Below are 17,989 nucleotides of genomic sequence, written 5' to 3' on the forward strand. Positions count from 1 at the left end.
CGGACGGGTGGAGGTTGGTATGGGTGGTGGGCGGGAGCGGTACGTCGGGGTCGGGGAGCGGCGGGGGCGGCTTGGGGTGCGGCATCGGTTGGGGCGGGAGGTGAGGGCTGGGCGGCCGGAGGAGGTGGCCTCGGCGCTTGTGGCTCTGCATGGGAGTGATCCGGCGGCCGTGTATCTGGCCGTGGGGGCTCGGTTGGTGGAGTCGGTGAAGACCGTGGGTGAGACCGAGCGGGCGTTGTACGAGGATCGTGTGCTGGTGCGGATGCACGGCATGCGGCACACGGTGTTCGTGTTCCCTGCCGAGCTGGTCGCGGTCGTGCATGCCTCGACCGGCGTGACCGTCGCCGCGCGGGAGCGTGCCGGGCTGGTCAAGGACATGGCCAAGGCGGGGGCGCCGGATGCCGTGTGGCTGGCGGCGGTCGAGGAGTCGGCGCTGGCCGCGCTGGGGCGGCGGGGTGAGGCGACGGCGTCCGAACTCGCCCTGGACGAGCCGCGGTTGCGGGAGCAGTTCGCGTACGCCGCAGGGAAGAGCTACGAGGGGGTCCACACTGTCTCGACCCGGCTGCTGAGGGTGTTGGGGACCGAGGGGAAGGTCGTACGGGGGCGGCCGCTCGGTTCCTGGACGTCCTCGCAGTTCCGCTGGGCCGTGGCGCCCGCGCATCCGGAACTCGACGTCGCCGCGGCACAGGCGGACCTCCTCGGTCGCTGGCTCGCGGTGTGCGGGCCGGCCACGGAGGACGACCTCAAGTGGTGGACGGGCTGGAAGGTGACGGACGTCCGGCGGGCGCTGGCCGCGATCGGGGCGCAGGCGGTGGCTCTGGACGAGGGCACGGGGTGGGTCACGGCGGGGGACGTCGAGCCGGTGGCCGGGCCGGTGGAGCCCTGGGCCGCACTGCTGCCCGCCCTCGATCCGACGGCGATGGGGTGGCGGCAGCGGGACTGGTATCTGGCGCCGGAACTACGGCCCCAGCTCTTCGACCGCAGCGGCAACGTGGGGCCGACGGTGTGGTGGAACGGGCGGGTGGTGGGGGGTTGGGCCCAGCGCGCCGACGGGGAGATCGTGTGGCGGGTGCTGGAGAAGGAGGGGGTGGGGCGTGAGGCGGAAGCGGCGATCGGGGTGGAGGCGGAGCGGTTGCGGGGGTGGGTGGGGGCGACCCGGGTGACGCCGAGGTTCCGGACACCGCTGGAGCGGGAGTTGGCCGGGTGAGGGATGGCCGGTGGCGAGACGGCGCCGGGTGCCCCGAGCGGCACGGGGTACCCGGCGCCATGGCTCACCGCGCGTAACGCATCAGCGCCCGCACCATGTGGCACGTCGTGTCCGACGGCGGATGGACGCCGATCGTCTCCGCCGTGGTCCGTATCGTCTCGTTGCGGGCCTGGTCGGGCAGATAGACGCCCGAGTCGAGCAGGGCGATGGCGAGCCGCATCGCCTTGAGGCGGCGGTTGTGCGTGATGTACCACTCGCGCGGGCGTCCGGGCGGCAGTGCGCGCTTCTCCACGGGCGCGTACGGCAGGTCCAGCAACACCGGGTGCTGAGCGGTCGACTGGGTGGGCAACGGCTTCAGTGCGGCAGCGGGCACAGGCATCCTCCTGTCGCGGTCAGGGCGTCCACGGGGGGCCACGACGCCCCCCGCAACACCCTCGAACACTTCTACTATTCTACCCTCCGCCACTGACAAAAGGCCCTGGCCACAAGGGCTTTCGGGGCCGCTGTGACCCAGGTGGAGAACGGGTTTTCGCGTACCGTGGGCGGCATGGAGATCTGGATCAACCCGGCCTGTTCCAAGTGCCGCAGCGCCCTCACCCTGCTCGACGCCGAGGGCGCCGACTACACCGTCCGCCGCTACCTGGAGGACGTACCGAGCGAGGCCGAGATCAAGGACGTACTCGACCGCCTCGGCCTCGAACCGTGGGACATCACCCGCACCCAGGAGGCCGCCGCCAAGGAGCTCGGGCTCAAGGAATGGGCCCGGGACGAGTCGACGCGGGACCGCTGGATCAAGGCGCTCTCCGAGCATCCCCAGCTCATCCAGCGGCCGATCATCACGGCGGAGGACGGAACGGCGGTGGTCGGCCGCACCGACGAAGCCGTACGGGATGCTCTGTCCCGGTAAGCAGGCGATTGTCCGGCAGCGGGAGTTCGGGGCCTCGACGCTGTTACCCTCCGCCGCCATGACCTTCGGTGATCAAGGAACGCCGTACGGGGCCGTGGACCCGTACACCCAGTGGGTGGTCGAGCAGGAGCGGATACGTCGACGCCGGCGCACCCGGCGCGCGGTGGCCGCGGGGACGGGTGTCGTCCTCGTCGCGGCGATCACCGCGGGAGCCGTGCTGTACACGGGCGGAGACGGTGACGGGGAGGCGGCCGCTCCCCCGTCGTCGGCGGCCGCGTCCGTCACCGCGTCCCTGCCCTCCGGCGCCCCGTCCGCGCTGCCCTCCCTGCTCTCCCGGCCCGTGATCCGCCCGGAGCAGGCCTTCCCCGCGAAGAGCGTGCGCCTCGACGACGGCTCCCGGTACGAGCGCGTCGACCTGGCCACCACCACCGACTGCTCCGAGGGCATGTCACCGGAGCTGGCCGCGCTGATCCAAGAGGGGCAGGGGTGCGAGCGGCTGACCGCCGCGCTGTTCACGGACACCGAGCGGCGGTCGCAGGTGACGGTGACCGTGCTGAGCTTCCGGACCGTCCAGGACGCCTCGAAGGTGTTCGCGATGGCCTCGATGGACCCGGTGACCTATCAGGTGGTGTCGCTCGATCCGCCGCCGGAGGCGGGGCTGCCGATCGTGCCGCCCGGGTCGGCCGGGGTGTTCCGGCGGTTGATGACCGTGCGGTCCGTGGTGTTCGCCAACGGACAGTGGGGGGACGGGGCGGAGACCGACGAGGCCGTGATCACCGAGGAGACCGAGGATCTCCTCCAGTACGCCGACGACAACGTGGTGGCGTACGAGGATCCAAGTTCCGTGTGACGCAGGTTACTTCAGTGACTCCTGTAACCGCTGAGTAACCTCGTTCGGTATCTCGTACATAGCGGCGTACGCTCCCCGACCTCTTCAGGAGGCGCGCATGTCGCGTAGGAGAACTGTCAGTACGGGCAAGAAGGTCGCGCTGTTCGTCGGTGCGGCCGCGGTGGCGGGTGGCGGGGCCTTCGTCATGGCGAGCACCTCGAACGCCTCGCAGGCTCCGCAGAATGTGCAGACCAAGGCCGACTCGGTCGTCTGCCAGGGACTCGCCACCGCCCTCGGCAACAACCAGAAGTTCATCGACGGCCAACGGGCCGCTCCGGACGCGCAGTCCACGGCCCGGATCGCCAACCGTGAGGCCGTCATCGCACAGATCAAGGTGCAGCAAGAGGCGTCCGGGTGCGCCGTTGGGGAGTCGGCTCAGGACTCCCAGGCGGCACAGCCGGCCACGCCGAGCGCTGCGGCGAGCGCGGCCCCGAGTGCGGCACCGAGTGCACCGGCCGGCGCCTCGGGCCGGCAGGTCTGCAACGGCTCCACCGTCACCCTCTCCGGAGAGGGCGGGGCGCCTGCCGCCTCCAGCAACCAGTTCCCGGCGGGGACCAAGCTGAAGGTCACCAACCTGGACAACAACAAGTCCACGACGGTGGAGGTCACTTCGGTCTCCGGCAGCTGCGCCTTGCTGAACAACGCCGCTTTCGAGCAGGTCCGCGAGCCCGGGAAGTTCCTGATCCGACGGGCTCTGATCGAGAAGGTGGGGTGATGCCGACGGCGTAGGAATCTCGTACGTGTCACAGGTCCTGCTGTTCGCGGCCACGAGCAGCAGGACCGACATGTCTTCGGCAACCGCATCGCATACGAGCCGTCGCACTGCGCCGCCGCGCAGCCGTGAACAGGGGTTTCTGTCGGCTTTCCGTGTCGGCTTCCGCACAGCGGCCGCCCTCACGAGGTGAGACGCGCCACAGAACCACCAGGTAACACGGGGTTCACATTGGAGCAATGATCGGGAAATCGCCTGTTGACAGGCTGCCGGGCATCAAGCGCGGCGTTTCAGTGCCGCAGCGCCGCAGCACCCGCACATGCGCCTAGAGACCCACCCCGAAGGATGTGTCCCGTGACCTTCAAGGCTGAGTACATCTGGATCGACGGCACCGAGCCGACGGCCAAGCTTCGCTCGAAGACCAAGATACTCGCCGACTCCGCCAAGGGCGCCGAGCTGCCGATCTGGGGCTTCGACGGTTCCTCCACGAACCAGGCCGAGGGGCACTCCTCCGACCGCGTGCTCAAGCCGGTGTTCACCTGCCCGGACCCGATCCGTGGCGGCGACGACATCCTGGTCCTGTGTGAGGTCCTCAACATCGACTTCACGCCGCACTCCTCCAACACCCGTGCCGCGCTGGCCGAGGTCGCCGAGAAGTTCGCCGCTCAGGAGCCGATCTTCGGCATCGAGCAGGAGTACACCTTCTTCAAGGACGGCTACCCGCTCGGCTTCCCCAAGGGCGGCTTCCCGGCCCCCCAGGGCGGCTACTACTGCGGTGTCGGCGCCGACGAGATCTTCGGCCGTGACGTCGTCGAGGCGCACCTGGACAACTGCCTGAAGGCGGGTCTGGCGATCTCCGGCATCAACGCCGAGGTCATGCCCGGTCAGTGGGAGTTCCAGGTCGGCCCGGTCTCCCCGCTGGAGGTCTCCGACCACCTGTGGGTCGCCCGCTGGCTGCTCTACCGCACCGCCGAGGACTTCGGCGTCTCGGCCACCCTGGACCCGAAGCCGGTCAAGGGCGACTGGAACGGCGCGGGCGCGCACACCAACTTCTCCACCAAGGCGATGCGCGAGACGTACGAGGCGATCATCACCGCCGCCGAGTCGCTCGGTGAGGGCTCCAAGCCGCTGGACCACGTCAAGAACTACGGCGCCGGCATCGACGACCGTCTGACCGGTCTGCACGAGACCGCCCCGTGGAACGAGTACTCCTACGGTGTCTCCAACCGTGGCGCCTCGGTCCGTATCCCGTGGCAGGTCGAGAAGGACGGCAAGGGTTACATCGAGGACCGCCGTCCGAACGCCAACGTCGACCCGTACCTGGTGACGCGTCTGATCGTCGACACGTGCTGCTCCGCGCTGGAGAAGGCCGGTCAGGTCTGATCCGCCGACCAGTAGCTTCTTGAGGGGCGTCCACCTTCGGTGGGCGCCCCTCGGTGCGTTGTCAGCGGGACGTGCGAAGGTGGGGGCATGGAGATCGACGGGGGCCCGCTCGACATCAAGGTCGAGACGGAGAACAACGAGACGCACACACGGATTTCGGCCGCACGCCTGCGTGAACTGGTGCACCGGATCGGGGGCGGCGGCGATCACTTCCTGATCGTGCAGCGGATACCGGACCGGCCGGCGGTGTTCATCCAGGTCGCCCACGAGCCGGGTGGGGTCTACGAGTTCCAGCACCGCACCGGCTCCGTCCCCCACATGTGGGTGACCGAGGTGACGGACCCGGACCTCGTCGCGGACGTCATGGCGCGCTGGGCACGGCAGGAGAAGGACTGGGACGCCTCGGTCACCTGGCACCGCGACGAGCTCGCGGCGCCCCAGGAGGTGCCTCCGCCCGACCCGGAGGTCGCCGCGCAGGCCGAGAAGTACGTGCGCGAGACGCTCGCCGACGGCTATCTCGGCATCAAGGAGATCATCCGCGAGACCGTGTACATGGTGGAGGACCGGCTCACCACCGCCCAGGCCCGCCCGATCGTCGAGCGGCTGTGGCTGGAGCGGGTCGAGGAGCAGGAGACCTGGTCAGGGCCGACCGACCCGGACCGCCTGGAGCGGGCGTTCGCCGCGCTGGAGAAGGACGGCGTCGTCGCGCGGGAGAACTTCACCTGTTGCGGCGGCTGCGGGAAGGCGGAGATCGGCGCCGAGATGGCGGACGCGGGCGCCCGGGGGTTCGTCTTCTTCCACTACCAGTGCACCCGTAGCGCGGCCGAGCACGACGAACTCACCCTCTACTACGGAGACATCGACAACAGCCCGGAGGCCACCGCCGCCGTGGGCCGCAAGATCGTCGCCGCTCTCGATGCCGCCGGGTTGTCCACGGAGTGGGACGGCAGTGCGGACAAGACCATCACCGTCACTCCCCTGGTCTGGCGCAAACGCCTGGTGGGGTGAGGCACACCACGCTCGATTTCACGTCGAGGAAGCGTCCAAGCAGTGAGAGGAGTCTCCTGTTGCGGGCCTGTGTCTGCTTCAATGAGCGCATGGCCAGCTTCCAGAACCCCAGCGCGACAGGTCGCCATGACCTCGAGCCGTTCTGGCCCTCTCGTCAGCACCATGACTTCGACCGGGTGTGTTGCCGCGCGGTGAACGCGCGGGCCCTCTAAAGCCGTACACCCCTTCGGCCTTCGGCCAGCGCGCAGTCGACGTACGTCCACCGACGAACCTCCTCGCGCGAAAAGAGCTGACTTCTCATGGCGACCACTCGTTCCCTGTCCACCGCCACTCTCCCCACCCCGTCCGAGAGCGGCGCACGGCATCGACTCCGGGCCGTCGGCCCGGACGACGTCCCCGGCGTGGTGGACTTCCTGCCGCCCGGCGCCACCTGGCTGCCCGCACCGCAGCACACCCTGCCCACCCTGCCGGGTCAGCCGCCGATGATCGGCTACCTGGTGCTCGTCCCGGCCGACCAGCAGCCGCCCCTCCTGCCGGACCCGGCGGGCCAGGCCGGCGAGGCCGGCGAGGCCGACGGCGACCCGCTCGTCCGTATCGACACCGTGCAGCGCACCGCCGAGGTGAACGGCGCGGAACTCGACCTCACCTACCTCGAGTTCGAACTCCTCGCCCATCTCGTCGCGCACCCGCACCGGGTGCACACCCGCGACCAGCTGGTCACCACGGTGTGGGGCTACGGACATGTGGGCGACGGCCGTACCGTCGACGTCCACATCGCGCGGCTGCGCCGCAAGCTGGGCGCCGAGAACCGCCAGGCCATCCAGACGATCCGCCGGGTCGGCTACAAGTACTCCCCGCCGACCGGGCGCTGACGGCACCGGTCCTCTGCTGACGGCAGAGATCCGTCCCGTACGGCCGCTTCGGCGTGCAGAGTCTGTGACATGAGACTTCTGGTGCTGGGTGGTACGGAGTTCGCGGGACGGGCCGTCGTCGAGGCGGCCCTCGGGCGCGGCTGGGACGTGACCGTCTTCCATCGGGGACGGCACACACCCGTGGCCGGGGTGCGGTCGCTGCACGGCGACCGCACCACGCCCGACGGGCTCGCCGCACTCGCCGGGAGCGGCGGCTCCTGGGACGCCGTCGTCGACACCTGGTCGGCGGCACCGTCCGCGGTGCGTGACGCCGCACGGCTGCTGCGGGACCGCGTCGGGCGGTACGTGTATGTGTCGAGCTGCTCGGTGTACGCCTGGGCGCCGCCCGTCGGCTACACCGAGGACGCTCCCCTGGTGGAGGGCGCCTCGTCCGACTCCGGGCAGAGCGACTACGCCCGCGACAAGCTGGGCGGCGAGCTGGCCGCGACCGAGGTCTTCGGCGCGGACCGCTCGCTGCTCGTCCGGTCGGGGCTGCTGATCGGGCCGTACGAGAACATCGGGCGGCTGCCGTGGTGGCTGACCCGGATCGCGCGCGGCGGTCCGGTGCTGGCGCCCGGGCCGCGGGATCTGCCGCTGCAGTACGTCGATGTCCGCGACCTCGCCGAGTGGATCCTGGACGGGGTGGAGCGGGAGCTGAGCGGGCCGTACAACCTGATGAGCGAGCGCGGGCACACCACCATGGGCGCGCTCCTCGACGCCTGCGCGAAGGTGACCGGAGGCGCCGCCGACCTGCGGTGGACCGACCCGGACGTGGTGCTCGGCGCCGGGATCGAGCCGTGGACCCAGCTGCCGGTGTGGGTGCCGCCGGGCAGTGATCTGGAGGCCGCGCTGCACGGTGCCGACGTCTCGCGGGCCGTCGGGGCGGGGCTGCGCTGCCGGCCGGTCGAGGAAACCGTGGCCGACACCTGGAGCTGGCTGCGGGAGATCGGCGGCACCGCGCCACAGCGGCCCGACCGGCCCGCGGTGGGGCTGGACCCGGCGGTGGAGGCGAAGGTGCTGGGCCTCGGCGGGGGTGTACCCAGCACCACCCCCTGACCCGGTGGTCAAGCCCCGTGCCCCCGCCCGCCTCCCTCGGCCAGACTGGCTGCCATGGACATCGAGACACAGCGCGACAGCGGTCGCACAGGGGCAAAAGGCATGGGGCGGGCGGCGGTTCGGGGGTTGGGGCTGGCGCTGGTGGCGCTGCCGGGGGCCGTGCTCTGTTTCACGCTCTCCCTGGTGTCCTTCGCGCTGATCCCGATCGGGGTCGGGATCGTCACCACACCATGGGTGCTGACCGGCGTACGGGCGTTCGCGGACTGGCGGCGGGTGCTCGCCGCCGAGTGGGGCGGGGTGCGGATCCCGTCGGCGTACCGGCCGATCCCCGAGGACGCCAACCCGTGGACACGCACCTTCGGCATGCTGCGGGACCCGGCGACCTGGCGGGACTTCCGGTGGCTGCCGGTCGACATGACGGCGGGCTTCGTCACCGCGCTGCTGCCGGCCGTGCTCGTGCTCTACCCCCTGGAGGGGTTCGCGCTGGCGGCGGGGCTGTGGCGGGTGTTCCCCGACGGGTACTGGTACGGGTTCGTCCCCGTCACCGGACAGGCCTCGGCGCTGGCCGCCGCCGCCCTCGGGCTCGTCATCCTCTTCTTCGGCCACTTCTTCGCGCCCCGGGCGCTCCAGGTGCACTTCCGGCTCACCAAGGCCGTTCTCGGTGCCGGCCAGGGTGAGCTCGCCGAGCGGGTGCGGGTGCTGACCGAGACGCGGCGCGATGCCGTGGACACCTCCGCCGCCGAACTGCGGCGCATCGAGCGGGATCTGCACGACGGGGCGCAGGCCCGGCTGGTCGCCATGGGCATGGACCTGGGCACCATCGAGATGCTCCTCGACAAGGACCCGGGGAAAGCCAAGGAGCTGCTCGCGCAGACCCGCAAGTCCTCCGTCGACGCCCTGGCCGAACTGCGCGACCTGGTCCGCGGCATCCATCCGCCGGTGCTGGCCGAGCGCGGACTGGGGGACGCCGTGAAGGCGTTGGCGCTGCGGCTGCCGCTGCCCTCCGAGGTCACGGTGGAGCTGCCCGGGCGGGCGGACGCGCCGGTCGAGGCGGCGGCGTACTTCGCGATCAGCGAGGTCCTCACCAACGCCGTGAAGCACTCCGGCGCCGACCGGCTCTGGATCGACCTGCACCACACCGAGGGCATGCTGCGGATCACCGTCACCGACGACGGCAAGGGCGGCGCGGCGATCGGGGCGGGCTCGGGTCTGGCCGGGGTCGAGCGCCGGCTGGGTACATTCGACGGCGTCCTGGCCGTCAGCAGCCCCGCGGGCGGTCCCACCATGGTGACCATGGAGATCCCTTGCGTGTTGTCCTAGCCGAAGACCTGTTCCTCCTGCGCGACGGACTGGTCCGGCTGCTGGAAGCCCACGACTTCGAGATCGCCGCGGCCGTCGAGTCCGGCCCCGAGCTCGCCCGCGCGCTGGCCGAGCTGGAGCCGGACGTCGCCGTGGTCGACGTACGACTGCCTCCCACGCACACCGACGAGGGCCTGCAGTGTGCGCTCGACGCCCGTCGGGCGCGGCCCGGGCTTCCGGTGCTGGTGCTGTCGCAGCACGTGGAGCAGCTGTACGCGCGCGAGTTGCTGGCCGACGGTACCGGCGCGGTGGGGTATCTGCTGAAGGACCGGGTGTTCGACGCGGCACAGTTCGTGGACGCCGTGCACCGGGTGGCGGCGGGCGGCACCGCGATGGACCCTCAGGTGATCCAGCAGTTGCTGTCCCGGCGGGCCGCCGCGGACCAGCCGCTGGGCCGGCTGACCCCACGGGAGCTGGAGGTGCTGGAGCTGATGGCGCAGGGCCGGTCCAACGCGGCGATCGCGGGACAGCTCGTCGTCACAGAACGGGCCATTGCCAAGCACACCTCCAACATCTTCACCAAACTGGACCTCGAGGTGTCGGACGACGACAATCGACGCGTTCTTGCGGTCCTCGCCTATCTGGACCAGGGCCGGTGAACGGTTGCTGATTTTCTGTAACCTCCGCTGTTCAGGGGATTGTTGATGCCCGGCAGCCGAGTAATCCTCTGATTTGTTTGTGAGGCGACTGAACACCCCTGGGGTCACGTCCGTATGGAACGACGCCGCTTCACTCCTGTCGGGCGACTCGACGCCCCGCAAGGAAGTCAGAGGAGTTCCATGGGACGCAACATTCGCAAACGCCGTACGTCGATGACCACCAAGGTCGTGGCCGGGTCGGCAGCCCTAGCGCTCGGTGGGGGCGGGCTTGTATGGGCGAACTTCTACGCCTCGGCGCATGAGTCGGGGTCCGGTCAGAACCAGGTGAAGGCCGCCGGGGCACAGATCGCCACGATCCAGTGCCCGGACGTCGGTCAGAAGCTGACGAACGTCCCGAACGGGGCCCGGTCCGGCGTGAGTACGGAGCTGGCGAACCTGGACAAGCAGATCACCGAGGCCTACGCCCGGCTCGCCTCCACGCGCCAGGCCCAGTCGAACGATTCCGGATTCGTCCAGAACGCGATCCTCGGCCCGCTCAAGGACAAGCGGACCGCGGCTCTGGACCGGATCCGGATCAACATCCAGCGCGCCGGCGGCGCCAACACCAACCTGGGCCAGCTCGCCGGATGCACCGGCGTCCCGGCCGAGCAGCCGCAGACCAACGACGGCGAGACCGGCCAGAACAACGGCGGTCAGCAGAACGGCGGCGGCCAGCAGCAGGGCGACGGTCAGCAGCAGGGCGACGGTCAGGACCAGGGCCAGGACAACGGCCAGGACCAGGGTCAGGACCAGGGCAACGGCCAGCAGAACGGCCAGGGAGGCAACGGCCCGACGGCCGCCGACTTCGTGGACATCACGCAGGTCCAGGCCAACGCCCAGCTGGGTGTGGGCGCCAACGGGCTCGCGGCGAACGGCCGGTCGGGTTCGCGAGGCACCTTCACCACCAAGTGCGGCACCAACGGGAACGACAACCACAACACGGACAACGTGATCGTGGCGCCCGGTGTCTCCAACGGTGCTCACCACCTGCACGACTACGTCGGCAACCAGAGCAACGACGCGTTCGCGAGCGACCAGGAACTGGCCGGGGCACAGACCACCTGCCAGAACCAGGGCGACAAGTCGTCGTACTTCTGGCCGGTGCTGCGACTGCAGGACGGTACGCAGGACTTCGACCAGAACGCGGCCGGCGGTGGCACCGAGGGCAACGTGGGCAAGATCCTCCAGCCCGCGCAGGCGCAGCTGAAGTTCGTCGGCAACAAGAAGGGCAACGTCGTCGCGATGCCGACGGCCCTGCGCATCATCACCGGTGACGCCAAGGCGTTCGTCAACGGCAACGCCAACGCCAACGTGAACTGGAGCTGCACCGGCTTCGAGAACAAGGTCCAGCTCGAGGACAAGTACCCGATCTGCCCGCAGGGCAGCCAGGTGGTGCGCACGACCAACTTCCAGAGCTGCTGGGACGGTCAGAACATCGACAGTGCCAACCACCGCACCCACGTGGCGTTCGTCCAGGCCGACGGCACCTGCGCGAACAACTTCAAGGCGATCCCGCAGCTCCAGGTCCGGCTGGTCTACAACGTTCCGGCCCCGACCATCGAGAACGGGACGGTCGTGAACCCGTACGCGGTGGACACCTTCCCGGAGAACCTGCACAAGCCGATCACCGACCACAACGACTTCATCAACTTCTTCTCCGCGAACACGATGAACAAGCTGGTCAACTGCATCAACACCGGCAAGAAGTGCCAGTGAGCTAGCGCATGAGAAAGCCGGCGGTGGGATTTCCCACCGCCGGCTTTCTCGTGCTCAGTGACTGCCGGAGTGCGCGGTGTGGTCCTGGCCCTCCTCGATGTCGCCGCCGAGCGTGGCGCGCAGGGTGGTCACCGTCTTGGTCTCGCCGACGGCGATCCACTTGCGGCCGACGAGGTAGTGGCCGCCGTAGTCCTTGGCCCCGTTGATCCACTCGCGCTGGCCGCGGTCGGTGGCGAAGGTGGCCAGGATGAACTTGCCGTCGGCGTCGCTCTTGCGGCACGAGGCCTGGCGGATCTCGTCGGCGTCGATCTGGATGGTCGGAGCGCAGCCCACCTCGGCGGCCAGGTGCTCGAGGCTGCCGGTCGCCGTCTCCGGTACGGCGGCCTTGTCGTCGTCGCCACCGGAGCCGCAGCCGGTCAGTACAAGAGCCGCCGCGGCAACCGCGAGCATCGATCGGGTCAACCTCATCTGTTCCTCCGGAACCTTCCCATGGGCCTGGGTGCCCGTCCCCTTCCATACGGCTGTGGGGCAAGGTGTGCTCAAATCCGCTGTCTCCGTGGGCACACCCGTGCGACAGTGTGCCGGTGAACGAGGACTGGGAACAGCAGATCACGGCCGCCTGGGCCACTTTCGACGAGTATCCCGAGGACCGGGCCGCCGATTTCCGGGCGGTGATCGACGCGCTTGTCGCCGAGCTACCCGACGGCAGCCCGGACGGCCCCTTCGAGCGGGCCTGCGCCTGGGACTCGACCGGACACTCCGACAAGGCGGCCCCGCTGTACCGCGAGGCGCTGGCGCTGGGGCTGAGCGGCTACAAGGGCCGCCGCGCCAAGATCCAGCTGTCCAGCTCGCTGCGGAACATCGGACAGGCCGAAGAGGGCGTCAAGCTGCTGACACCCGAACTGGACGCCCCCTCGGACGAGTTGGACGACGCCGTACGAGCGTGTCTGGCACTGTGCCTGTCCAGCCTCGGCCGGGACCGCGAGGGCCTCTCGCTCGTCCTGGGCGCGCTGGCCCCCCATCTGCCGCGCTACCAGCGGTCGATGGCCAACTATGCGCGGGCGCTGGTCGAGCCGGAGGATCCGTCGGGGAGCTGAGCCACCCGGACGGTGGTGACCAACCAACGATTCGCTCGTTTTGCTGAACGTGCAGTCACAGGATGTCGCCCCGCCCCCCGCACCCGCCTCCCCCGAGCCGTTCGTCGACGTCGAACAGGCCGAGGCCGCGCTCGTCGAGCACTACCCACGGCTCGTCCGGCTCGCCTATCTGGTGCTGCCGCCGAGCCTGGGCCGCAACCGGCGGGTCCTGACCGCGCACGCCCTCACCCAGCGCGCCCTGCCCCGGGGCCGTGCCTCCACGCCCGTCATCCCGGCCCAGTCGACCGGCCGCGACGGCGACCCCGGATACGCCCTCGTCCGCCTCCAAGTGCTGCGTACGGCGCTGGAGGCGGGCCTGCCACTGGCCCGCAAGGCGTGGCCCAAGCGCTCCCAGCTGCCGCCGCTGCTCCCCCAGGTGTGGGGGCTCAGGCTCTTCCCCCGCTCGGGCGGGGCCGATGAACTCGCCCTGGACCAGAAACTGTCCGCCCTGTCCGGCCCCGGCCGCGCCGCCTACGTACTGCGCGGCCTGGAGCGGCTCCCGGACGGCGATGTCCGCCGGGTACTGACGGCGGCCGGTGCGGCGGAGCCGGACGAGGCGCTGGAGGAGGCCGACACCGTCCCGGCTCAGTACCCGCTCCTCGACTCCGCCGAGTTCGACCCCTGCTCGCTCCAGGCCCGGCCCACCGATCTGATGCGGCGCCGGCAGCACATGAAGGCCGCGCTCGCCGCCGCCGTGGCCGTCACCGTGTGCGGGGCACTGCTCGGCCTGCCCGGCGACGGCTGGGGGCCGGACGGCGCGGCCGCTCCCGCGTACGCGCAGAACCCGGCCGCCCAGGCCGCCCTCGACCCGGGCCAGGTGACGAGGGTCCCGGCCACCGCCTGGCAGGCCGCCTCGCGCAACGACTTCTCCGTGTGGCCCGCCCGCGGCGAGCTCACCGACGACACCGCGCTGCTGCGCCGCGCCCTCGCCGTCTGGGCCCGCCCCGGCGAGACGGTACGGGTCTCCGCGACCCCCGCCACCCCGTCCGGCGGCCCCTCGGGACCGGCCCAGCTCCTGTACGCCGGGAACGTCGACAACGCGCGCGTGGTGATCCTCTACGACGGTCTGCGCATCGCCCGCTACGCCGAGCCGAGGGACGGCACGCAGGGCGCGGCCCTCGACTTCGCGCGGGTCGACGGGGCGACGTCGGCCGAGGCGAGCGCGGTCGTGCTGGGCCGGGCCGACGGCAATGTCCGCTATCTCATGGCGCCCTGGGTGACGAAGGCCGCCGAGCGGGACCTTCTGAAGCCCTCCGCCGGCACGATGGCCCTCACCGTGACCGACGGGGTGACCTCGCCGCTGGCCGGCCCCGCCCAGCAGACCGGCAGCTGCACGTCCTGGAACGTCCTCCAGCTGACCGACCGCAGCGGCACCCGTCTGATGAGCGACCTCGGCGAACTGGTCCCGGCCCGGCTCACCACCGGCCGCCCCGGCGCCCTCCACGAGGCGTCCGGCGCGGAGGCGCTGCGCACCTGGGCGCCGTACGCCTGCTCCCTGTCGGCGATGCGCTCGGCGGGCGTACGGACGGTGAACGCGTGGCCGTACGCCGAGCAGCGGCTGCCCGACGCGAGCGGTGCCGCGGACTGGGTGTGCACGCGCGCCGAGACCTGGCGTGGTGGCGGCACCCGTGTGCTGGCGCAGTTCCGCACACCGGGCGGGGCGTACGGGGCGGTCGCGGCGAAGGCCGAGAACGTCCCGGCGTGCGGACCGCGGGACCCGCATGTGCTGGCGGGTGTGCTGTGGAAGTCGGAGGCGGGCAACTGGTATCTGCTGGCGGCCGGCAGCAAGGACACGGCGTCGGTCGGTGCGACGGGTGCGGTCAGCGGCTCCGCCCGGGGCAACCTGCTGACCGTGAAGACGAAGGAAGGCGCGCAGGCCGGGCTGAAGGGGACGCTGGAGGACGGCCGGTCGATCAACGGGCTGCGGTAGGCCGGGAGCGGGCCGTGTCGGGAACGGGCTTGCTGACACTGACGTAAACAAGAGTGTGCACAAGGGTTCCCGGAAGACTTACCCGTCAGTACATTGACGCCATGTCTAACACGCCGGACCGGGTGCCGCTCAAGGCGCGGAAGGTGTCCTTCGCCTGGGAGGACACCCCGCTGCACTGGGTGCCCGGCGATCCCTTCACCACGCACACCATCAATGTGCTCCATCTTCTGCTGCCGGCCGGCGAGCGCTGGTTCGTGCACGTCTACAAGCAAGTGCTGCCGCTCATCAGGGACGAGCGACTGCGCGAGGACGTCATCGGGTTCATCGGCCAGGAGGCCATGCACTCGCAGGCCCATGACGAGGTGCTGCCGCATCTGAAGGAGCTGGGTCTCGATCCGACGCCCTACACCGCGCAGATCGACTGGTTCTTCGAGAAGCTGCTCGGCGACCGGACCCTGCCGCCGGGCAAGGCGCGCAAGTGGTGGCTCCTGGAGCGCGTGGCCCTCATCGCGGCCATCGAGCACTACACCGCCTTCCTCGGCGACTGGGTGCTGAACGCAAAGGAGTTGGACCGGCGAGGCGCCGATCCCACCATGCTGGACCTGCTGCGCTGGCACGGCGCCGAGGAGGTCGAGCACCGCTCGGTCGCCTTCGACCTCTTCCAGCATGTGGACGGCAGTTACCGGCGCCGGGTGCGCACCTGGGCCACGGCGTTCACGACGCTGGTGTTCCTGTGGCAGCGCGGGGCCCGCTTCTTCATGGCGAACGACCCGACGCTGACCGACGGCAGGGCGAGCTTCAAGGACTTCCACGTCCGGGGGCGGCGCGGTGTGCTGCCCGGGACCGGCGACATGCTCAGGTCGATACCGCGCTATCTGAGCCGCGCCTACCACCCCTCCCAGGAGGGGTGCACCGAGCAGGCCGTCGCCTATCTGGCCTCCTCCCCCGCCGCCGTCGCGGCCCTCGCGGCCGAGAAGGGGGCCGCGTGATGCCGAAGCCGCTGACCGTCGCGCTCGTCGCGGGGGCCGCGTTCCTCACCCGCCGATCGATGCGCCGCCGTATCCGGGCCTCGCCGCTGTGGCCGATGCCCGCGCTGGACGAGCCGGTCTCCGGGCGGCCCCGGTCGCGGGCGCTGCGGCTGCTGGTGGCCTCGCGCGAGGAGGCCGCCGACGGGGTCGTGCAACTGCGCCTGGAGGGAAGGGACTTGCCACGCTGGGAGCCCGGCGCGCACCTGGACCTCGTCCTGCCGTCCGGCCTTGTCCGGCAGTACTCGCTGTGCGGGGACCCGGCGGACACCTCGTCGTACACCGTGGCGACCCGGCTGGTGACGGACGGGCGGGGCGGCTCGCGCGAGGTGCACGAGCAGGTGGCCGCGGGCATGGAGCTGGAGGTGCGCGGGCCGCGCAACCGTTTCCCGCTCGTCGAGGCGTCCTCGTACGTCTTCGTCGCGGGCGGCATCGGGATCACACCGATCCTGCCGATGCTGCGGGCGCTGCCGGACGGGGCGGAGTGGCGGTTGCTGTACTGCGGGCGGTCACGGGAGTCGATGCCGTTCGTGGCGGAGCTCGAGGAACTGGACCAGGTGACCGTCGTCGCCGGTGCGCCCGAACTCGGCGCGCTGGACGTGCCCGAGGGGGCCGCCGTCTACTGCTGCGGTCCCGAAGGGCTCATGGCGGCGGTCGAGGAGCGGTTCCCGCAGGTGCACCTGGAGCGGTTCACGCCCCGCGCCACCGCGCCGGGCGCCGCGTTCGAGGTCGAACTCCGGCGCAGCGGGCGGACGTTGACAGTCCCGGCGGACTCCTCCGTACTGGCCGCGGTGCGCCGGGAACTGCCGAACACGCTCTACTCCTGCGAGCAGGGTTTCTGCGGGACCTGCCAACAGCGGGTGCTGGAGGGCGAGGTGGACCACCGGGACGAGCTGCTGACGGACGCGGAGCGCGGGGACTCGATGCTGATCTGCGTTTCGCGCGCGCGAAGTGAGCGACTTGTGCTGGATATGTGAACACGCGTGTCCGGACCGGGCCGTTCCGGGCCGGATCCGATCGGTAAGGTGTTCGCATGACTACCGGGGTACGGCGAAGAATGGGAGTCGAGGAGCGGCGGCAGCAGCTGATCGGCGTTGCCCTCGAACTGTTCAGCCAACGCTCGCCCGACGATGTCTCCATCGACGAGATAGCGACCGCGGCAGGCATCTCCCGCCCGCTGGTCTACCACTACTTCCCCGGCAAACTCAGCCTCTACGAGGCCGCGTTGAAGCGTGCGGCCGACGATCTGGCGGACCGGTTCGTCGAGGCGCAGGAAGGGCCGCTGGGCACGCGGCTGCTGCGGGTGATGCGCCGGTACTTCGACTTCGTGGACGACCACGGGCCCGGTTTCGCGGCGCTGATGCGGGGCGGCCCGGCCGTCGGCTCCTCGGCGACCAACGCGCTCATCGACTCCGTACGGCAGGCCGCGTATGACCAGATCCTTTCGCATCTGCGGGTGGAGAACCCGCCCGCGCGGCTGGAACTGATCATCCGCTCCTGGATCTCGCTCGCCGAGTCGACCGCGCTGATCTGGCTGGACGGCCGGCGCATCCCGCGCGACGAGCTGGAGGTTCAGCTCGTGCACGACTTCGCCGCCCTGGCCGCGGTGAGCGCGGCCCACGACGAGGAGATGGCCGCGCTGCTGCGCCACATGCTCAGGGACGAGCCGACCGACGGCCCCTTTACCGACCTGGCGGCCCGGCTGATCGCGCTGGCGTCCTAGAGCACGGCCTTGGTGTAGGACGCGTCCAGGTCGCGTACCTCGGCGGAGAGGTGCACGGTGACGCCGTCCTCGGGCCCGACGTGCTTGCGCAACAGGTCCACGACGGCCTCGGTGAGCTTCGCCTTGGTCTCGTCCGACCGTCCGGCGAGCAGGGCGATCGAGACGTTCACGATCGCGTGGTTCTGCTTCTCGCCGCCGACCGCCTCGTCCTCGGTGCGCAGCACCCGGGTCTTGCACGCCTCGAGCTTCGCGGCGGCCGTCTCGACGACGACCGGGTGCAGCGCCAGGGCGAACTCCTCCCAGTCGACATGGTCGAAATACGGGGAGCGTTCGACGGTGATCTGCGGCATGAGGACTCCTGTTCTAGGTCGACGAGGGCACCCTAACCG

Annotated in this window: 19 protein-coding genes; 16 read left to right on the forward strand and 3 right to left on the reverse strand. The window is 70.6% G+C overall.

Annotated features, from left to right (window positions below; all coding sequences use genetic code 11):
* The first annotated feature begins 19 nt into the window (after positions 1–19).
* Positions 20–1,207: a winged helix DNA-binding domain-containing protein gene (locus ACWD3I_RS09285; RefSeq protein WP_365413659.1), complete on the forward strand. Its 1,188-nt coding sequence runs from the start codon at positions 20–22 to the stop codon at positions 1,205–1,207.
* 64 nt (positions 1,208–1,271) lie between these two features.
* Here the strand turns inward: ACWD3I_RS09285 and ACWD3I_RS09290 are convergent, their stop codons facing one another.
* Positions 1,272–1,580: a hypothetical protein gene (locus ACWD3I_RS09290; protein ID WP_365413661.1), complete on the reverse strand. Its 309-nt coding sequence runs from the start codon at positions 1,578–1,580 to the stop codon at positions 1,272–1,274.
* Between the two features lie 174 nt (positions 1,581–1,754).
* Here ACWD3I_RS09290 and ACWD3I_RS09295 point away from each other — a divergent pair, with 174 nt between their 5' ends.
* From ACWD3I_RS09295 to ACWD3I_RS09340, 10 genes are all read left to right on the forward strand, one after another.
* Positions 1,755–2,114, forward strand: a complete 360-nt coding sequence (locus tag ACWD3I_RS09295) for an arsenate reductase family protein (RefSeq protein WP_365413663.1) — start codon at positions 1,755–1,757, stop codon at positions 2,112–2,114.
* A gap of 58 nt (positions 2,115–2,172) precedes the next feature.
* Positions 2,173–2,964, forward strand: coding sequence for a hypothetical protein (locus tag ACWD3I_RS09300; protein WP_365413665.1), 792 nt, complete (start codon positions 2,173–2,175; stop codon positions 2,962–2,964).
* Positions 2,965–3,061: 97 nt separating this feature from the next.
* The gene (locus ACWD3I_RS09305; protein ID WP_365413667.1) at positions 3,062–3,718 is read left to right on the forward strand and encodes an RlpA-like double-psi beta-barrel domain-containing protein; all 657 of its coding nucleotides are present in this window, start codon (positions 3,062–3,064) and stop codon (positions 3,716–3,718) included.
* 351 nt (positions 3,719–4,069) lie between these two features.
* A complete protein-coding gene (gene glnII, locus ACWD3I_RS09310) occupies positions 4,070–5,098 on the forward strand; it encodes a glutamine synthetase (protein WP_365413669.1) in 1,029 nt (342 codons plus the stop codon).
* Positions 5,099–5,185: 87 nt separating this feature from the next.
* Complete coding sequence (locus tag ACWD3I_RS09315; RefSeq protein WP_365413671.1) at positions 5,186–6,106, forward strand: DUF6891 domain-containing protein; 921 nt, start codon at positions 5,186–5,188, stop codon at positions 6,104–6,106.
* Positions 6,107–6,405: 299 nt separating this feature from the next.
* The gene (locus ACWD3I_RS09320; RefSeq protein WP_365413673.1) at positions 6,406–6,978 is read left to right on the forward strand and encodes a winged helix-turn-helix domain-containing protein; all 573 of its coding nucleotides are present in this window, start codon (positions 6,406–6,408) and stop codon (positions 6,976–6,978) included.
* A 69-nt stretch (positions 6,979–7,047) separates the two neighbouring features.
* Positions 7,048–8,073: an SDR family oxidoreductase gene (locus ACWD3I_RS09325; protein ID WP_451084057.1), complete on the forward strand. Its 1,026-nt coding sequence runs from the start codon at positions 7,048–7,050 to the stop codon at positions 8,071–8,073.
* Between the two features lie 54 nt (positions 8,074–8,127).
* Positions 8,128–9,393 (forward strand): sensor histidine kinase, encoded by a 1,266-nt coding sequence (locus tag ACWD3I_RS09330; RefSeq protein ID WP_365401590.1) that lies wholly within the window; start codon positions 8,128–8,130, stop codon positions 9,391–9,393.
* Positions 9,378–10,031: a LuxR C-terminal-related transcriptional regulator gene (locus ACWD3I_RS09335; RefSeq protein ID WP_266893382.1), complete on the forward strand. Its 654-nt coding sequence runs from the start codon at positions 9,378–9,380 to the stop codon at positions 10,029–10,031. The genes ACWD3I_RS09330 and ACWD3I_RS09335 overlap by 16 nt, the downstream gene beginning before the upstream one ends.
* Before the next feature lie 180 nt (positions 10,032–10,211).
* Positions 10,212–11,786, forward strand: coding sequence for a DUF1996 domain-containing protein (locus ACWD3I_RS09340; protein WP_365401594.1), 1,575 nt, complete (start codon positions 10,212–10,214; stop codon positions 11,784–11,786).
* A 54-nt stretch (positions 11,787–11,840) separates the two neighbouring features.
* Here the strand turns inward: ACWD3I_RS09340 and ACWD3I_RS09345 are convergent, their stop codons facing one another.
* Positions 11,841–12,254: a hypothetical protein gene (locus ACWD3I_RS09345; protein WP_266893378.1), complete on the reverse strand. Its 414-nt coding sequence runs from the start codon at positions 12,252–12,254 to the stop codon at positions 11,841–11,843.
* A 116-nt stretch (positions 12,255–12,370) separates the two neighbouring features.
* On the opposite strand from ACWD3I_RS09345, the gene ACWD3I_RS09350 reads away from it, so the two are divergent.
* From ACWD3I_RS09350 to ACWD3I_RS09370, 5 genes are all read left to right on the forward strand, one after another.
* Positions 12,371–12,883 carry a tetratricopeptide repeat protein gene (locus ACWD3I_RS09350; protein ID WP_365401597.1) on the forward strand — a complete coding sequence of 171 codons (513 nt, stop codon included), beginning with the start codon at positions 12,371–12,373 and terminating at the stop codon, positions 12,881–12,883.
* Between the two features lie 49 nt (positions 12,884–12,932).
* Positions 12,933–14,852 (forward strand): hypothetical protein, encoded by a 1,920-nt coding sequence (locus ACWD3I_RS09355; RefSeq protein WP_365401600.1) that lies wholly within the window; start codon positions 12,933–12,935, stop codon positions 14,850–14,852.
* Between the two features lie 101 nt (positions 14,853–14,953).
* Complete coding sequence (locus ACWD3I_RS09360) at positions 14,954–15,841, forward strand: metal-dependent hydrolase (protein WP_365401603.1); 888 nt, start codon at positions 14,954–14,956, stop codon at positions 15,839–15,841.
* The gene (locus ACWD3I_RS09365; RefSeq protein WP_365401606.1) at positions 15,841–16,854 is read left to right on the forward strand and encodes a PDR/VanB family oxidoreductase; all 1,014 of its coding nucleotides are present in this window, start codon (positions 15,841–15,843) and stop codon (positions 16,852–16,854) included. The genes ACWD3I_RS09360 and ACWD3I_RS09365 overlap by 1 nt, the downstream gene beginning before the upstream one ends.
* A 56-nt stretch (positions 16,855–16,910) precedes the next feature.
* Complete coding sequence (locus ACWD3I_RS09370) at positions 16,911–17,600, forward strand: TetR/AcrR family transcriptional regulator (protein WP_365401609.1); 690 nt, start codon at positions 16,911–16,913, stop codon at positions 17,598–17,600.
* On the opposite strand, the gene ACWD3I_RS09375 is transcribed toward ACWD3I_RS09370, so the two are convergent.
* Positions 17,597–17,950, reverse strand: coding sequence for a 5-carboxymethyl-2-hydroxymuconate Delta-isomerase (locus ACWD3I_RS09375; RefSeq protein ID WP_365401612.1), 354 nt, complete (start codon positions 17,948–17,950; stop codon positions 17,597–17,599). The genes ACWD3I_RS09370 and ACWD3I_RS09375 overlap by 4 nt on opposite strands.
* Positions 17,951–17,989: the final 39 nt, after the last annotated feature.

The organism is Streptomyces sp. NPDC002817, assembly GCF_053592055.1.

Excerpts from the sequence above, each read along its gene's own strand:
- ACWD3I_RS09285 (WP_365413659.1), top strand. The coding sequence starts at position 20 with ATGGGTGGTGGGCGGGAGCGGTACGTCGGGGTCGGGGAGCGGCGGGGG.
- ACWD3I_RS09295 (WP_365413663.1), top strand. The coding sequence starts at position 1,755 with ATGGAGATCTGGATCAACCCGGCCTGTTCCAAGTGCCGCAGCGCCCTC.
- ACWD3I_RS09300 (WP_365413665.1), top strand. The coding sequence starts at position 2,173 with ATGACCTTCGGTGATCAAGGAACGCCGTACGGGGCCGTGGACCCGTAC.
- ACWD3I_RS09305 (WP_365413667.1), top strand. The coding sequence starts at position 3,062 with ATGTCGCGTAGGAGAACTGTCAGTACGGGCAAGAAGGTCGCGCTGTTC.
- ACWD3I_RS09315 (WP_365413671.1), top strand. The coding sequence starts at position 5,186 with ATGGAGATCGACGGGGGCCCGCTCGACATCAAGGTCGAGACGGAGAAC.
- ACWD3I_RS09320 (WP_365413673.1), top strand. The coding sequence starts at position 6,406 with ATGGCGACCACTCGTTCCCTGTCCACCGCCACTCTCCCCACCCCGTCC.
- ACWD3I_RS09325 (WP_451084057.1), top strand. The coding sequence starts at position 7,048 with ATGAGACTTCTGGTGCTGGGTGGTACGGAGTTCGCGGGACGGGCCGTC.
- ACWD3I_RS09330 (WP_365401590.1), top strand. The coding sequence starts at position 8,128 with ATGGACATCGAGACACAGCGCGACAGCGGTCGCACAGGGGCAAAAGGC.
- ACWD3I_RS09340 (WP_365401594.1), top strand. The coding sequence starts at position 10,212 with ATGGGACGCAACATTCGCAAACGCCGTACGTCGATGACCACCAAGGTC.
- ACWD3I_RS09345 (WP_266893378.1), bottom strand. The coding sequence starts at position 12,254 with ATGAGGTTGACCCGATCGATGCTCGCGGTTGCCGCGGCGGCTCTTGTA.
- ACWD3I_RS09360 (WP_365401603.1), top strand. The coding sequence starts at position 14,954 with ATGTCTAACACGCCGGACCGGGTGCCGCTCAAGGCGCGGAAGGTGTCC.
- ACWD3I_RS09365 (WP_365401606.1), top strand. The coding sequence starts at position 15,841 with ATGCCGAAGCCGCTGACCGTCGCGCTCGTCGCGGGGGCCGCGTTCCTC.
- ACWD3I_RS09370 (WP_365401609.1), top strand. The coding sequence starts at position 16,911 with ATGACTACCGGGGTACGGCGAAGAATGGGAGTCGAGGAGCGGCGGCAG.
- ACWD3I_RS09375 (WP_365401612.1), bottom strand. The coding sequence starts at position 17,950 with ATGCCGCAGATCACCGTCGAACGCTCCCCGTATTTCGACCATGTCGAC.